At 42.1% G+C, this 14,522-nt stretch carries 19 protein-coding genes; 3 read left to right on the top strand and 16 right to left on the bottom strand.

Annotated features, from left to right (window positions below; all coding sequences use genetic code 11):
* Positions 1 to 217 precede the first annotated feature (217 nt).
* The 3 genes from R7040_RS11400 to R7040_RS11410 form a co-directional block, all read right to left on the bottom strand.
* Entirely contained in the window at positions 218 to 358 is a 141-nt protein-coding gene (locus tag R7040_RS11400) for a PA3496 family putative envelope integrity protein (protein WP_017633782.1), read from the bottom strand.
* Positions 359 to 408: 50 nt separating this feature from the next.
* Complete coding sequence (locus R7040_RS11405; RefSeq protein WP_005373692.1) at positions 409 to 618, bottom strand: hypothetical protein; 210 nt, start codon at positions 616 to 618, stop codon at positions 409 to 411.
* Positions 619 to 858: 240 nt separating this feature from the next.
* Positions 859 to 1,068, bottom strand: coding sequence for a cold-shock protein (locus R7040_RS11410; RefSeq protein WP_005373691.1), 210 nt, complete (start codon positions 1,066 to 1,068; stop codon positions 859 to 861).
* Between the two features lie 401 nt (positions 1,069 to 1,469).
* Between R7040_RS11410 and R7040_RS11415 the strand changes: the two genes are divergently transcribed.
* Complete coding sequence (locus R7040_RS11415; RefSeq protein WP_017635146.1) at positions 1,470 to 2,318, top strand: pirin family protein; 849 nt, start codon at positions 1,470 to 1,472, stop codon at positions 2,316 to 2,318.
* Between the two features lie 142 nt (positions 2,319 to 2,460).
* Here R7040_RS11415 and R7040_RS11420 read toward each other — a convergent pair whose 3' ends face one another.
* The 10 genes from R7040_RS11420 to R7040_RS11465 form a co-directional block, all read right to left on the bottom strand.
* The gene (locus R7040_RS11420) at positions 2,461 to 3,309 is read right to left on the bottom strand and encodes a patatin family protein (RefSeq protein ID WP_213895784.1); all 849 of its coding nucleotides are present in this window, start codon (positions 3,307 to 3,309) and stop codon (positions 2,461 to 2,463) included.
* Positions 3,310 to 3,565: 256 nt separating this feature from the next.
* Entirely contained in the window at positions 3,566 to 3,904 is a 339-nt protein-coding gene (locus R7040_RS11425) for a hypothetical protein (protein ID WP_017635147.1), read from the bottom strand.
* A gap of 692 nt (positions 3,905 to 4,596) precedes the next feature.
* Positions 4,597 to 5,028, bottom strand: coding sequence for a YccF domain-containing protein (locus tag R7040_RS11430; RefSeq protein ID WP_005373685.1), 432 nt, complete (start codon positions 5,026 to 5,028; stop codon positions 4,597 to 4,599).
* A gap of 218 nt (positions 5,029 to 5,246) precedes the next feature.
* On the bottom strand, positions 5,247 to 6,179 hold the full coding sequence (locus tag R7040_RS11435; protein WP_042522689.1) for a Gfo/Idh/MocA family protein: 933 nt from the start codon (positions 6,177 to 6,179) through the stop codon (positions 5,247 to 5,249).
* Positions 6,180 to 6,302: 123 nt separating this feature from the next.
* Positions 6,303 to 7,958, bottom strand: coding sequence for a phosphoethanolamine transferase (locus tag R7040_RS11440; protein ID WP_136976615.1), 1,656 nt, complete (start codon positions 7,956 to 7,958; stop codon positions 6,303 to 6,305).
* 21 nt (positions 7,959 to 7,979) lie between these two features.
* Entirely contained in the window at positions 7,980 to 8,336 is a 357-nt protein-coding gene (locus tag R7040_RS11445; RefSeq protein ID WP_017635149.1) for a diacylglycerol kinase, read from the bottom strand.
* 127 nt (positions 8,337 to 8,463) lie between these two features.
* Positions 8,464 to 8,856: a hypothetical protein gene (locus R7040_RS11450; protein WP_005385575.1), complete on the bottom strand. Its 393-nt coding sequence runs from the start codon at positions 8,854 to 8,856 to the stop codon at positions 8,464 to 8,466.
* A gap of 119 nt (positions 8,857 to 8,975) precedes the next feature.
* Positions 8,976 to 10,274, bottom strand: a complete 1,299-nt coding sequence (locus R7040_RS11455) for an ATP-binding protein (protein WP_258469465.1) — start codon at positions 10,272 to 10,274, stop codon at positions 8,976 to 8,978.
* Positions 10,274 to 10,987 carry a response regulator gene (locus tag R7040_RS11460; protein WP_053304548.1) on the bottom strand — a complete coding sequence of 238 codons (714 nt, stop codon included), beginning with the start codon at positions 10,985 to 10,987 and terminating at the stop codon, positions 10,274 to 10,276. Before R7040_RS11460 ends, R7040_RS11455 begins: the two co-directional genes overlap by 1 nt.
* A gap of 213 nt (positions 10,988 to 11,200) precedes the next feature.
* Positions 11,201 to 11,497, bottom strand: a complete 297-nt coding sequence (locus R7040_RS11465; RefSeq protein WP_053304547.1) for an isoamylase early set domain-containing protein — start codon at positions 11,495 to 11,497, stop codon at positions 11,201 to 11,203.
* Between the two features lie 278 nt (positions 11,498 to 11,775).
* Between R7040_RS11465 and R7040_RS11470 the strand changes: the two genes are divergently transcribed.
* On the top strand, positions 11,776 to 12,156 hold the full coding sequence (locus R7040_RS11470) for a hypothetical protein (protein WP_025767950.1): 381 nt from the start codon (positions 11,776 to 11,778) through the stop codon (positions 12,154 to 12,156).
* A gap of 83 nt (positions 12,157 to 12,239) precedes the next feature.
* Entirely contained in the window at positions 12,240 to 12,839 is a 600-nt protein-coding gene (locus tag R7040_RS11475) for a thiol:disulfide interchange protein DsbA/DsbL (RefSeq protein WP_053304546.1), read from the top strand.
* A 69-nt stretch (positions 12,840 to 12,908) separates the two neighbouring features.
* On the opposite strand, the gene R7040_RS11480 is transcribed toward R7040_RS11475, so the two are convergent.
* From R7040_RS11480 to R7040_RS11490, 3 genes are all read right to left on the bottom strand, one after another.
* Positions 12,909 to 13,154, bottom strand: coding sequence for a hypothetical protein (locus tag R7040_RS11480; RefSeq protein ID WP_005373664.1), 246 nt, complete (start codon positions 13,152 to 13,154; stop codon positions 12,909 to 12,911).
* A gap of 152 nt (positions 13,155 to 13,306) precedes the next feature.
* A complete protein-coding gene (locus tag R7040_RS11485) occupies positions 13,307 to 13,750 on the bottom strand; it encodes a DUF3429 domain-containing protein (RefSeq protein WP_005373660.1) in 444 nt (147 codons plus the stop codon).
* A 10-nt stretch (positions 13,751 to 13,760) separates the two neighbouring features.
* Positions 13,761 to 14,306, bottom strand: a complete 546-nt coding sequence (locus tag R7040_RS11490; protein WP_054577749.1) for a glutathione peroxidase — start codon at positions 14,304 to 14,306, stop codon at positions 13,761 to 13,763.
* Positions 14,307 to 14,522 lie beyond the last annotated feature (216 nt).

The following is a 14,522-nucleotide window of genomic DNA, read 5'->3' on the forward strand; positions in this document are numbered from 1 at the left end:
TATACGCAAATAACCTAACTGTCATTAGTCACGGGTTTTCCTGTGAGCGAAACGACTATTTGCAAGTCACTTGAGTATAGAGGAGCCAGTTGTTTTTGCGTGTGTGAGAGGCACGTTTAATTAGAAGAGTAGTCTAAAAGAGTGGAGATTCGTTTGAGCAAAGGTAGGTGGCGGTACCTTGCACAACGATAAAGGCAGAGAAAGCACTAGAGAGCATTTATAGATCGAATAACTTATCAAATTCTCTTTGTTCCATAATGTCTTCTATGCGGCGTCGAGTTTTCTGCTTTACCGCCGCCGCGTTTTGTTCAGACTCTTTTTTGTCTTTTTCTGACTGCTTCTTACTTTTTCTAGCCATTGGATACCTTCCAAATTAGTTGCATTATCCATTAATGCATGAAAACTGAATCAGTTAACAGTAAAACTTCCTAACTTTGAACCTGAATCACAGAGAATAGTTCCAGATTGCGTTTTCTCACAATATTCAAAATCGATCATGAAGCTATGAGAAAGAAGTTTCGGTAATACGTGCCTTCGTAAAATATCACCATTTAATTGATGTATTTTAGCGTTCCAAGAGGTTTGAGGTTGTTCTAAATTAAATTCAATTTCTAACATTTATTCTCCTGTTTTTTAGTGATTTTCTCTTTGTTAAGTAATTGATACCAATGCCTTTGACGGCCAGTTCTTTTTGAGGACATGATTTTTCCTATAAATAATAAATTAAGCAGTACTATTCAGTTTATTTTAGATAGCACAAAGCAATGCCTAAAATTAGGCTGAGTGATTGATGAAAGAATATTTTTGAAGGAGAGAGGTTTGGTGCAGCATGGGCATGCTACACCAAGAAAAGCAGTCTTATAGAGGAGTTACTTCAGTCGCTTGAGGACCTTTTTTACCTTGCTCTACATTGAAGCTTACTTTCTGACCTTCAGTCAGTGTTTTGAAACCGTCAGAAACGATAGCGTTAAAGTGTACGAATACATCTTGGCCGCCGTTGTCTTGAGATAGAAAACCGAAGCCTTTAGTTTCGTTAAACCATTTTACTGAACCAGTTACTTTAGACATAAAAATACCTTTGAATTAAACATTAAAATTATGATTTGTTTTGTGGATCTTTTCTAAGCTATTGAATGTTCAATCAAGAGGAAGTTGTACGCAGGTGTCTGAATTGGGGATTCAAGATTTTACTGAGAGGAAACTTAAACTAAATGTTGCATTAACAGCTCTCTTCTAAGAGCCAAGGCACACTATACACCTTGTTTAGAAAATAGCTACATTTATTTTAGATAAATTAAATGTGCTCATTATTAACTCGATAAATTGTATTGTTCGAAAAAGTTGAATAAGTAGAACGAATAGTATGGCTCATAATTTTAGCTCATCAACCTAAAATAGAACCTTATCGATAGCCATAGATTGAACATGCGACTTGCAAGCGGTCACAAAGATAAACTAGGAGAACTAGTATGAGTACATTCAGAGAAATTCGTCAGCTTATTCCTGCGCAACCTACTGCTGATGGTGATGGAGTGAAAATTCGCCGTGTAGCGGGTTTCAATCATGCTAGCTTTTCTCCATTTTTGATGATGGATGAACTCAAATCAGAAGACCGCGCTGACTATATCGGCGGTTTCCCTCCGCATCCGCACCGCGGTATTGAGACGCTTACTTATATGTTGAAAGGTCATTTCCAGCATCGTGATCATATGGATAATGTTGGTGAGCTTCGTTCCGGTGGTGCACAGTGGATGGCGGCAGGAAGAGGCGTCATCCATAGCGAAATGCCTATTATGAAGGAAGGCGAATTGCATGGTTTCCAAATTTGGATTAACCAGCCTGCGAAAAATAAGATGCAGCCAGCTCAATATCATGACTTTCAACCTGAAACGATCACTGAGTTTGATACTCCGAATACGGGGGTTGTACGTTTGATTGCGGGTCATATGACTATAAACAACGAACGAATTCAGGGGCCGCTAACAGAGACAGGTGTTGCTGCCACGGTAGCCGATTGGAGAGCGATGGGGGGGCAAGCTTTGAATTTGAACACGGATCAAGACAACAACATGATGCTCTATGTCTATAAAGGTCGTATTCAATTAAAAGGTCGTGAGATCAATCAAGGCGAAATGGCCATTTTATCGAAAGGTGAATGGGTTGAATTGCAGGCCGAAAAAGAGAGTGGTGCACTGATCTTTATTGGTGAGCCAATTAATGAACCCGTGGTGCATTATGGCCCTTTTGTCATGAATAGCATGGAAGAGATAGAACAAGCCATCCAAGATTACAACTCTGGGTTGTTTGAAACTTACTAGTTTGGACTGCCTACTCGCTTTTTCAGTTAGCGAGCAAATTAAAACAGTTTTGAGCCTGAATATTGGGCTCGACCAGAAGCAAATACGATAATCCACTGCCATCGAATTTGCGTTAGCCACGTTTAATCCACGTGGCTTTTTTCTACTTCTGACTCCAGCGTATGATGGCTTCCTTTCCTGCTTCAATTCCTAACTCATAAGCATGACGCAGTGGTGCTAGCGATCGACTCAGCCGTTTCAACTTGAATGTTTCAGGAGGACACACTTGAATGATTTCGATACCAGGTGGTGGGTTGTTGATCAGCGCTAAGGTCTGATTGTAGCGAACTTCACGTGTCAACATCGGTTCAATTAATCCGGGCGTTTCTTTCAACATCTTCCTAGTTAGGGCGCTGAATCTTCCTCTTGGCTTTTGATAGCTTGCGGGCTGGCTGCGTAAAACCATAATCTTTTTGGCTCCTCGCTTTATTGCTTCTGCAACAGGAAGTGCGTCTGAGACGCCACCATCAACGTATTGAATTCCGTTCAGTGATACGCCATTTCGGTAAAGTACAGGCAGTGCGCTGCTGGCTTTCATTGTTTCTGCCAAGTCGTCGACATCAGGAAGGTGGTACTCCGCTTGCCCATTGTCTTGACGCGTCACGCCTAAAAAGAAAGGTCGTGAATCAGCTTTGAGCGCAGATTTATCGATGCCAAGTTCTTCGAGGGTGACATTCCACATCCAGTCTAAGTTCATCATATCACCACCACGTAGAAGTTGAGATGGAGAGATAAATTCTTTTCTTAAGCTGTAATCGAGGTAGATTTTTAAGTTACGTCCGGGCATTTTAGCTAAGTAGGCAGCCAAGTTGCTAGCACCCGCAGACACTCCCCAAAAGCTATCAAATGGAGAGAACTCGCTAGCAAGAAAATGATCGAGTATGCCGCATGAAAATACGCCTCGCATGGCTCCACCTTCGACAATCAATGCTCGAGAGCCTACTTTTTCCATCACTTCGCTCCACTCTTTATCAATCGGATAATAGCGTGCAGCTTAACGCATAATGGTTTTATACCCAAGTGGGCCAAAGGTCTAGGTTGCGTTCCTTTGAATAAAAGGGCATCAACGGATGCCCTTGTCACTTTTAGCCTATGGAATTGCGGGTAATTGAGTCGCTAATTTAGTGAAGGAGACCGAGCCAATTAGCCCCCTTACATAGAGCCATACCTGTAGTCCCATACTGATCGTTGTTGGAATAGTTTGATGATCACTTGTTAAATAGGCATACAAACACTATCCAGAGCGTTGTAAGCAAAAGTAATGGGGTGAATACTTTCTGGATAGAAGCGCCATCAGTTAAATTGTAAATTTTGATGGATTCATTATAGAACGCTCGTTTGAATTCTTTGAAGCTAATGTCGCTCTTCGCATGCGACTGTTCATAGTGCTGGTGCGCAGCGTCCGATAGCTGGTATTCCAAGTCTTGGAGCTCGTACTCCTTGTTAAAAAACGCATCCCAAGCCGAAAGGCGGGCTATCGTTTTAGGAGATGGATCCCCATTTAGTTTCTCTAGACGTTTAGCATAAGCTGCTTGATATTTATCCACGGTATATTCCTGTCTGAATAGACGTTGAGTTAGAACATATGTAAAAAAGAAAAATAAGTAATAAAAGGTTTTTTACGTTCTATACCTGTGATAAATGCTAAAAATTTCAATGCTCTAGCACTCCGATGTCGCAAATGATATTGATGGAATTGCTCTGCGACAAATAAAATAATTACTCTAGATAACAACGAATTTTTGTTGTTTTTTTAAAAAACTGATCATGAGATTGAGTGGGGATTTTTACCGAGAAGAATTTCGCTACTGTAACTGTCTATATTTACTCAAAAAGAGAAAATCTTAGAAGCTTTCTTTGATTGATGTGAGATATTTTAGGTCGAAAAGCATTAATTTTGGCTATGCTTATAGTTCGTCTTTTTTGTTGTTGAACTCTACTTCGAGGGGGAAAGAACCCATATTTCGAGCATAGGATAGCTCGCTTTTTCGTTACGTCGTTCTTGGAGTTTGAATCAGTGACGACGCTATGAGTCTAGCATCTTGAACTCACTTGGGTGTATTGATTAATTATAAAAGTAAAGCAGTGCTGAGCTAGGATAAACTTCAACGTAAAGGTGACGGTATGAATATACAATCAGCCATTATTGAATATGCGATAGCGATTATAGGCTTACTTTTGACGGGCGTTACCCTCTGAGCATGACTGCCCAGAGGATAGAAAGCGCATTAGCTTTTTGCTAACGATTGATGTTGTATCGAGCCATTGCAGCTTCTTCTGACGATACAACCGTTTTACCAATTGGTGCGAGTGAAATAACCGCTAGCTTGAGGTGTTGGAGCGCAAACGGAATGCCGATTATGGTGACAAAGCATGCTGCGGCAGAAAGTACGTGACCGATAGCTAACCAAAGGCCTGCAAACACAAACCAAAGGACGTTACCAATAACGCCGAGCGGACTCGTGCCAATGTCCATTTCATTGGTCAATTCATCGCGTGAGATGGCCTCTTTACCGAATGGGAAAAAGGAAAAATTACCCATAACGATACACGCACGCCCCCAAGGTATTCCGATGATGCTAATAAAGGCCAAAATACCAAAAAACCACCATAGCAACCCCATAAATACGCCACCAAATACAAACCAAATGATGTTACCAAGTGTTCTCATTCTATTTCCTTTATTCTTGAATGTGATGATTCAGATACCTGAGAGCACCGTAAAACAAATCTAAACCGTCTGTTTTGTCAATGTGTGCTTTTGTGCCCTCATTCACCTGATTGATAGAATAATCGCCGTAGTCTTAACAGAGAATGAATGCCTTCCTTAATGCAAGTCTTTTTAGTATAGAGCGTAATACTCAATCAAGCATATAGCCAAGAATCGCATTATCTAGAGACAACTTTCTCGAGATATTGACAAATTTGCTCTGCCAATCGATGGCTGGCAATGTTGCGTGTTACTACTTCATCAGCAATATTTCCAGACTCAACGACGCCAAACCAATCGAGCAACATCGAATGGAAACCTTTACTCGTCAGCATTGGCGTCCAGTCTTTCAAATTGATTTTTTGCTCTTGGTTAGCTTGCCATAGTTTGCCTTCAACGAAGGAGTCGAACTCAACTGCCTTGTTTGCATAACAAGCTTGAACGCGCTCTGTAGTGATACCGAAGTGGCGATTCATCGAGGCGTGGAGCAAAGTATCTCCATGTTGCCACTGAATATCTAAACGCGCCAACTGACCACCTTCAAGTTGATGAGTTACATAAGCATCTTTTAGATCGGCTTTGGCTGTGACGTTAACGCTGTCTAATGGGTGAATAAAATCATCAAATATAAAGGTACGAACATCCCCCGGTAGTTGGTGACGGTTCTTTTCCCAGCGTAGCGACTTTAAGTCATATATGTTGCCTTGCTGCACTTGTGGCATATGTTGGTTGTAAAGTGGAATGTGACGACGGTTAAAGCCCACATAGAGTGGCTGTCTCTCTTTTTCGGCAATGTCGTACAGCTTTTCCACGTCATCAGCACTGTTCGCTAATGGTTTGTCGACAAAGGTTGGAATTCCATGCTGCAGAAAAAATGCCGCTATTTGAGGGTGTACGCTTGTTGCCGCATGAATCATGACGGCATCGACGCCAAAGTGTAGAAGTTGCTGGTAGTCTTGGCAGATCTCTGAGATTCGATACTGCTTAGCCAGGCTCTCAAGTGTGTTTGGGTTGCGGGTACAAAATACAAGTTCGATATTTGGAAGCTGAGTGATAACAGGAAGGTATGCTTTCTGAGCGATATCCCCTAGACCAATAATACCAATTTTCATCCTAGTCCTTATCTCGATGTATGGGTCGCGGACTGTCAGTATAACGCTTGGCGCGGCGATGAGTTTAAATACCTTGTTAGAAAAAGCCTGATTCACACTTTGAGCCAGGCTTTATTGAATGATTTAGGAAACGGCTCGGCAGGCTTTGAATATATCTAACTTGCTATCGTAGGCTTGAGTTTGTACATCCATAATGCCTAATAAAGAGTGGAACACGTTATCATGTGAGTATTGGCCTGCATTCTGTGCTTGTTTATACAAACAGTCGGTATTGATCTGCTTCGCTTGTTTAAAGCCCGAAGACAGCCACATAATCAAAGGAACGCGTTTTTGGAAATCTGGTGCAAGGCCATAAGGCATACCATGTAAGAACAATCCGTTTTCGCCTAGTGACTCACCGTGATCCGATATATAAATTAGCGCGGTATTATACTCAGACTCTAACGCTTTAAGTTTTTTGATGGTTTCTGCCAATACATGATCGGTGTAGCGTATTGTATTGTCATATGTGTTCACTATTTGTTCGATGCTACAGTTTTCGATATCTGCACGTGGACAGTCTGGTTTAAAGAAGGCGTTGTCTCTTGGGTAACGCTGAAAGTAGGTCGGACCGTGGCTTCCTATAAGGTGCATGGCGACCACTCGGTTACCGTGCATATCCGCGACTTCCTGATCAAAATGATCTAATAGCGCCATGTCGTAACAAGTTTGGCCATTACACATAGGGCTTACTTGCTTTCGATCCACTTCGATTTTCTTGATCTTGTGGGCTACTTCTTTATCCCCACCGTCATTTTCTTTCCAAATGAGGTCAACCCCGGCGCGCTGCATTATATCGAGAGCATTGTCCTGGTTATCCGCTTTGGTGCGTTCAAACTCGTTTCGCGTGAGCTGTGAAAACATACAAGGCACAGATACAGCAGTCGCGGTGCCACAAGATGCGACGTCTTGAAATGAGATAACATCCAATTTACTAGTATAAGGGTTTGTCTCTCGTGTATAGCCATTGAGTTGGTAGTTCTGCGTTCGAGCGGTTTCTCCTACGACAAAAACCAGTAGTGTTGGTTTGTGCTGTGCTTGCTGTACGGCGCTATCTGACTGCTTTGCATCTGTGCCGATTTCTCGATATGGCTGTGGCGTGGTGAAATATTTCTCCTTCACATACCCGGTCGCGCTGTAAACGAACTGGGTGGGTATGATGATTTTTTTTAGGTGGCTATTGTTGCGCCCTACAGATGCGTAGTCTTGATAGTACACGCTGGCAATGACGGCGATGACAGCTAGCGACGACAGCATCGATACTAATTTGGTAACAGAGAAGTACAGTAATTGGTGACGTTGAGATTGCAGCTTGACCTTAAAGACAATTATCGCTGGGATAACTCCCATAATCAGCGTCCAAATTACAGAGTGAGCACTCAGGTAAGAACTCGCCTCGCTCGAATCGGTTTCAACAATATTGGCAATCATTCCAGAATCGAAAAGTGTGCCATAGTTATAGCTTGCGTAGCTCACCATACTTGAAACAATGATTAAAATTATAAAGAACGGCTTGCCGATCCAAGGCCAACTAAATAAATTAAAAAGGAAATTGAGCGCGGCAAGAAAGAAAATTGGTATTGTGATAATAAATCCAATCTTGACATTATCTAAGTGTGTAAAGATGCCGATCAGTTCTTTATAAATAGGGATATTTACGACGAGAGCGAAATACAGCGCCAACAGGAAAGTAAAGGTAACGTAAGAGATACCTCTCTGTTGTAAATCATGTGTCTTCATAATGAGTGTCTTGAATAAAAATTAGAGCAAGAACGAAGCCCAAATAAAAAGGGCAAGAGTTAACGCAACAAATACTGCTGCTGAGCCAATATCTTTGGCTCTACCACTGAGCTCGTGCCAGTCATCGCTAACACGGTCGACAACCGCTTCTACGGCGGAATTAATGAGTTCGACGATCAATACCAAGAACAGGCTACTGATCATCAGCACTCTTTCGTATGTGGTGACAGGAAGGAAAAAAGCACAGACGGAAAGCACCAAGGCGAGAATCAATTCTTGTCTAAAAGCGGCTTCGTGTGTCCATGCGGCTTTCAATCCTTGAAATGAATAGCCGGTCGCATCCATGACACGGCGTATACCTGTTTTACCTGGCTTCAAAATATGACCTTACTATTTAAGCATTGGGATGGAACACATATCCCAGAGAGGTAACGAGATTAATCGTTACAGCGTGAAACATTTGTGAATAGAATCCATCGCGCGATAATTTAAGAAAAGTGCTTATTTAATCAAGATCGTAGACGGTATAGCCTTTGTGCTGGAGGCATTTACGCAATACGAGAGATTGAGTTTTGGTTGAATCATTTGTTCCACTCAAAGCACCAGCTCCAGCTCCTACAGCACCGCCGGCAGCAGCACCGACAGCCGCTCCACCTAATCCGTCTTCTAGCGCACCAGCAGCTGCGCCGATCAATGCGCCTGTAACTGCCCCATTAGTGGCTTCAGATTTCGCTGCCTCTGATTTGTCGACATTTTCTGCATAGCCTTGGCAGTAAAGAAAGTCTTGTTCATATGTACTAGGGTCGACATTGGTCATGTCGACGACAGGTTTTTGGTTGTAGGCGCAAGCTGTAAGCGTAGAAGTAAGCGCCATAATCAGGATAAAAGATTTATACATGAGTACTATCCATTTAGTGTGTGAATCTTATGGATTAAATGTACACTGTTTTATTGTTGGGCTCTGTCGCTTGAGTGTATTGAAGTGTCGTCTTCTGTAAACGGGGTAGGAAGGTTAAGTTAACTGTCTGATTTTTTGAGGCTAAGTGTGAAGCAAGCTCCTCCAAGTGGGCTATGGTAAATCGAAACTTCTCCACGTTGAAGCTCCATTATCTGTCTGACAATCGCCAAACCGAGCCCAAACCCGCTCGTCTTTTTGTTGCGAGATTCATCCGCGCTGTAAAATGGTTCGAATAGATGAGGCCAATGCTTTTCTTCAATACCTATGCCATCATCATGAACATTGATGAAGCAGCGGTGCTGATCGTGTTTTATCTCTACTAAAATCTGCTTATCTGCGTACCGCATTGCATTGCGCAGCAAGTTATCTAAGGCTCGCTTTAACAATTTTGGGTCAGCAAACGCAAGAACGTTTTCTGAGTTTACTTCTTGAAGCGAGATAGCGAGCGTAGTCTCTTTTTGCCATCTCTGTCGTAACTCTTTGACTAAGTTGAATAGGACGACTTCTTCTTGAGTTTGTAATGCTGTGTCAGGACGCTCCATCTTTGCGTAGTAAAGCAATTCTTCAACCATTTCTTCCATCTCGTCAATGTCTTCGACGATACTGTAAACATACTTTTTCTGTTGTTCAGTTAAGGTTGAATCCGATAACAAATCTGCTTGCCATTGTAAGCGGAAGATTGGGGTACGCAATTCATGTGCAACGGCGTTAGTTAGCATTTTATTGCTAGTGATCAAGCGAGATACTTTATCGGCCATCGTGTTAAAGCTTTTGTTTAACGTTCCAACAGACTTAGCGCTTGAGGTACTAGCTCGAGCCTTGAAGTTACCTGAGGCAAACTCAACGGTCACTCTCTCTAGCTCTCGAATCCGACGGCTTAAGAACCAGATCAACAATATGCAATACAGAGCAAATCCAGCTAAAAAGAACAACCAAACGATATTGTCATCAAAGTTGGCTGCTTTAACCACAGGACTATTCGGATTATCGCTCATTTTAAAGATAGGCGTGCTCGCATCTAGGCGGAACCAGATATCCCTTTCTTCATCGTAAGCGACGTTAACGGAGGTATCACTTTCAAACGCCTTTTTGATGTCTGTTGGAAGCTCTTCAAGCGTATGAGGCACCAACAAACGATGGCTTGATGTGGCAAATTGTTCCAACTGTTGTTGAGTATATTCTAATCCGTGTTCTTTATAGATAGGGTAGAGCAGATCGTGAAAAGCTTGACCCTCATGCTCTTGTAATAGGTAGTCATAATCTGTGTTGATCTCATAAACTAAGAACTCGTATCCCCACAAGCTAGCCATAAACAGAATGATAAGGCCAACAAAGCTTTCCAGATAAATCCGTCTCATTATTCATTCCATGCATCAGGCATAAATAGGTAGCCTTTGCCGCGAACGGTAATGATTTTTTGTGGTGAGCAAGAAGCATCGCCTAGCTTCTTTCTCAGTGTCACTATGCGATTATCAATGGTGCGGTCTGTTCCATCGTATTCAATACCACGTAGTGTTTTGGTCAGCCACTCACGTGATAGTGTTTTTTCAGCATGCGTAGCAAGAACCCACAACAAATCGAACTCGCCGTCTGTCAGCGCAATTTCTTCTTGGTTCATTACGCACGATTTACGCAATCGGTTTAAACACAGAACACCAATTTGTAGGCCGTTTTCGGACTCGGTAGGCGCCGCCTCTTTTCTTCTTAATAGCATGCGAATACGAGCCAGTAATACGCGAGGTTTGATGGGTTTAGTAACAAAGTCATCTGCGCCTATTTCTAATGCGGCGACATGATCGAAGTCATCATCACTTGCTGTTAGCATCAACACTTTGCCTTTGTAGCAATCTCGGATTTGACGACATACACTCAGGCCATCTTGCCCGGGTAGCATCAAATCTAACAGCACCACGTCTGGTTGTGTGTCAATAATCGCATTGGGTGCGTCCGTCCCATTGTCGATACATTTGACCTGAAAACCTTGTTCAACAAAATACTCACCCAACATAGTTTGTAATTTGGGATCGTCTTCCACAATGATTAGAGATGGTTTGATTTGTTGTGCGTTCATTTAAGTGATGTATACAATATTTAATATCAATGGAACTTAAACAAATTTACGAATTATTTCAAATAAAGCTTTCTCAGAATAAGGTTATCGGATGAGTTAATTGGATAAAATTGCCAATTAATGTTTTAAATCTAATCACCAATCACATTTCGGGAGATGTAAAAAGGCGCAACGTTTGCGCCTAGGTATGGAATCTTAAAGCGAAATTACCGCTTATTCGGTGGTACATACGACGCTGTTGTCGCTGCCAAAAACATTTGGAACGTAAGCATCAGCTTGTGGGTCATTTTCCCACTTCGCATCATCGAGCAAGTAACGGAACTGAACATTCTGCGCTTTAGGTAAGCGGGTTTTAAATTTAAACTGACGACTTTTCTTCACTAATTTCATCGGTTCTGGCTGCCAGTTGTTGAAGTCTCCAGCAATTTGGACAGAGTCCCACTGATCTTTATCTAGCTGGAACGTGACTTCGACTTCATCTTTTGTCTTAAAGAATCTTTTTTTAAGCATTGATCTTTCCTTGTTCGTTCAAAAACTGTTCTAACTATTACTCGTGTTTCATAATGATTTCAAGTTTTATCGAATTGTTGCTGGTATCTGATGAGGGGAGTATCCGAACGGTGAATAGCTCGTTGTGCTGGTTTCGTGTACTGAGGGAGCGTTAGAGAGAAAATTCACTAGCCTAAAATAGTCGAAGAACAGAGTTTGTTAGCGAGCCGAGAGTCCGTATCTTGAAGTCAAACCGTTATCATGTATTATCTTAAATCACCATTTTCCTTGATGTAGCTATGTTGAAGTTGAACCGTACATTGTTGACTGCGATAGTTTGCTTAGTTGCTATGCTTTTGAGTAGTGTCGCTCCTGTGGCGCAGGCTTCCGCTCCGATGAAAACAATTGAAGTACGCGATCTTATTGTTCAACAGGCTGCTCTGCACAAACAACTTGGCGTCAATGACGACTGCGTAGAATCACATCACGATGAGTCAGCCATCAATAAGGCACAACAATCTCACACGAGTTGTAGCTCTTCCTGCATGGTCAAAATTCCCGCCAACTTATCTCAAAACGACTTACTGCTTCTTCCTTATAGCCTTGCTTTGATTGGTAGGCCTCTAGTCGAAAAAGTAGTGACAGTGATCACCAAGCTTTATCGTCCTCCGATTGTTTAATTCCTCATCTCAAATTACTTGGGGTTTACCCCTTTTTACCAAATGAAATGATTTGGCATTTGAATGCCACAAGGAAATAAACAATGAAAAAACTACTTGCCTTATGTAGTGCACTTTTACTGACTTTTACCGCTCATGCAGCGCAATTTGAAGAAGGGAAGCACTACAAAGTTCTGGATGTAAAGAAAGCATCGAAACCTGTTGTGACGGAATTCTTTTCTTTTTATTGCCCACATTGCTACAAGTTTGAGTCGCTTATTGAGCGTTTAAAACCTGCTCTGCCAAAAGAGGCAAAGTTTGAAAAGGTGCATGTGGGGTTCATGGGCGGAGATATGGCGATTCCGATGGCCAAGTCCTACGCGACGATGGTGTCGCTAGGAGTTGAAGATACAATGATTCCTGCCATGTTTGCCCAAATTCATCAAAAGCGACAAGCGCCAAAAGACGAAGCTGAGCTGAAACAACTCTTCGTTGATAATGGCGTAGAAGGTCAGAAGTTTGATGCGGCGTACAACAGTTTCGCCGTAAACTCAATGCAGAAAGGTTTTGATAAGCAATTCTCTGCCAGCACGTTAAGAGGGGTTCCGGGTGTGGTTGTGAACAATAAATACATTGTTTTGGCCAACGAAATTCGTACTTACGACGAGTACAATCAATTAGTTAATTACTTATTGACGCTGTAACTGTAAATAGCATTGATGCTTAAAAATGGCGACGGTAGAGTCGCCATTTTTATGCTTATCACTTTCGTATTATCTAAGAACGCTTGTACATGCTTGAGTTGGAACACTAGTCATAAATATGGCATGCGGATAAAACAAGCTAGCAGCAGTGATTGCAACATTACATGGCTGAGCAATCGTGGTTTTAATCACATTGGTAAGCACAGCGCCTGTATTATTTACTGTTTGAGCGGCGGCTTGTTGTGCCTGGTAAGACACGCAACCTGTCGTTGCATTGATCATCGCAGTGCTAAACAAAAGTTTGCGAAAAAACATATTCATATCCTTTGTGAATGCTTTGAATTACTTATATGTGGATTGATTCATAAATGAAACAAAACAGTGTTCAAAATATGTGTGCATTCACGAAATGAACATTGTTTTATAAAAAGACGTTTTTTTGTGATCTTAGTACTGGACAGACCAGGTTATGAAACTAAAGCCAATCCGTGCATTACGATTACGCCGAAGGTCAGTTTGCTCCTCATTCCTTGATATCCCTTGGGCTCGGCGTCTTGTTCGACTTTCCTCACGAGCTTTTCTGCATACCAAACAGCAAGGTACCCAATTGCTAAGAGTAGGGTTGCGACTGCGTAATGTTTGTGGCCCTGCAGTAATGCGCCCCAAGCCAGTAAGACAAAAAGGTTGCTGAGAATTAATATATTTCGGCTAAGGCGATGGTAGTAATGCTCAATGCCATTACCCCAAAGGATGCCGGATAAAAAACTTAATATAACGGCGCTATATGCGATGAAAAATTGCTGACCACTTAAATTGAAGAGTGAGATGTCAGCGAAAATCAGCCCTAAACTAAACACAAATGGAACTAGGCCTAAGTAACCGAGTTGTAGCATGGTTGAGCGTGTTGTCATGGTCGTCACCTTATAATTGTTGCTCTATCATATTGGTAAGCGTAGTACTTGTCGGTGATGTGGAGCTTGGAAAAGTCGCAATAACTTTACCTTCAGAGCTAATTAGAAACTTGTAGAAGTTCCATTTTGGTTTTATGCCTGCTTGGTTAGTAATCTGGTTGAAGACTGGGTTCGCATCTACACCTAATACTGAAGAGCGAGCCATCATTGGAAAGGTGACCCCGTAATCGAGATAACAGACTTTCGCTGTGTTTGTTTCGCTTCCTCTATCTTGTCGAAAGTCATTGCTCGGGAAACCGATAACGGTGAAGTTTTGGTCTTTGTAAGTTTGATAGAGGGTTTCTAACTGTTCGAACTGAGGAGTGAAGCCGCACTGGCTTGCTGTATTGACGATTAGTAGTGTCTTTCCCTTAAAGCTTTCGCATAGATCGACTTCTTCCGTTGAGTTTAACAACCTTTGCTTACCTTGAAGAATATCAGGGCACTCAGATGCAAGAGCAAGCGAATTCATGGAGAGAAAGCTAACGAGAGCGGCGAGTTTCAGTAATCCTTTCATGGTGTTGTTCCCCTCCCCTTGTTTTCAATAAGTATAACTACTCAAGTGCAAAGAGGATCGATCAAAAAAGCCGCACAAATGCGCGGCTTTTTTCAAGAGCTGTGTGCCGTCCTAAATAAGGTTGACACTTTCCACCCCCAAAATTGGAGAGTGTTATGAAATCAACAACTAAAAGAACTCAGCGCGATTACTCCCTCGCTTTTAAACTCACTGTAG

It is taken from the genome of Vibrio sp. 1069 (assembly GCF_033340555.1).

What these genes read in the sequence shown, in the direction of transcription:
- R7040_RS11485 (WP_005373660.1), bottom strand. Translation starts at nt 13,750, where the DNA reads ATGACAACACGCTCAACCATGCTACAACTCGGTTACTTAGGCCTAGTT.
- R7040_RS11480 (WP_005373664.1), bottom strand. Translation starts at nt 13,154, where the DNA reads ATGTTTTTTCGCAAACTTTTGTTTAGCACTGCGATGATCAATGCAACG.
- R7040_RS11410 (WP_005373691.1), bottom strand. Translation starts at nt 1,068, where the DNA reads ATGTCTAAAGTAACTGGTTCAGTAAAATGGTTTAACGAAACTAAAGGC.
- R7040_RS11440 (WP_136976615.1), bottom strand. Translation starts at nt 7,958, where the DNA reads ATGAAGACACATGATTTACAACAGAGAGGTATCTCTTACGTTACCTTT.
- R7040_RS11460 (WP_053304548.1), bottom strand. Translation starts at nt 10,987, where the DNA reads ATGAACGCACAACAAATCAAACCATCTCTAATCATTGTGGAAGACGAT.
- R7040_RS11400 (WP_017633782.1), bottom strand. Translation starts at nt 358, where the DNA reads ATGGCTAGAAAAAGTAAGAAGCAGTCAGAAAAAGACAAAAAAGAGTCT.
- R7040_RS11415 (WP_017635146.1), top strand. Translation starts at nt 1,470, where the DNA reads ATGAGTACATTCAGAGAAATTCGTCAGCTTATTCCTGCGCAACCTACT.
- R7040_RS11420 (WP_213895784.1), bottom strand. Translation starts at nt 3,309, where the DNA reads ATGGAAAAAGTAGGCTCTCGAGCATTGATTGTCGAAGGTGGAGCCATG.
- R7040_RS11490 (WP_054577749.1), bottom strand. Translation starts at nt 14,306, where the DNA reads ATGAAAGGATTACTGAAACTCGCCGCTCTCGTTAGCTTTCTCTCCATG.
- R7040_RS11455 (WP_258469465.1), bottom strand. Translation starts at nt 10,274, where the DNA reads ATGAGACGGATTTATCTGGAAAGCTTTGTTGGCCTTATCATTCTGTTT.
- R7040_RS11450 (WP_005385575.1), bottom strand. Translation starts at nt 8,856, where the DNA reads ATGTATAAATCTTTTATCCTGATTATGGCGCTTACTTCTACGCTTACA.
- R7040_RS11430 (WP_005373685.1), bottom strand. Translation starts at nt 5,028, where the DNA reads ATGAGAACACTTGGTAACATCATTTGGTTTGTATTTGGTGGCGTATTT.
- R7040_RS11465 (WP_053304547.1), bottom strand. Translation starts at nt 11,497, where the DNA reads ATGCTTAAAAAAAGATTCTTTAAGACAAAAGATGAAGTCGAAGTCACG.
- R7040_RS11435 (WP_042522689.1), bottom strand. Translation starts at nt 6,179, where the DNA reads ATGAAAATTGGTATTATTGGTCTAGGGGATATCGCTCAGAAAGCATAC.
- R7040_RS11470 (WP_025767950.1), top strand. Translation starts at nt 11,776, where the DNA reads ATGTTGAAGTTGAACCGTACATTGTTGACTGCGATAGTTTGCTTAGTT.
- R7040_RS11405 (WP_005373692.1), bottom strand. Translation starts at nt 618, where the DNA reads ATGTTAGAAATTGAATTTAATTTAGAACAACCTCAAACCTCTTGGAAC.
- R7040_RS11475 (WP_053304546.1), top strand. Translation starts at nt 12,240, where the DNA reads ATGAAAAAACTACTTGCCTTATGTAGTGCACTTTTACTGACTTTTACC.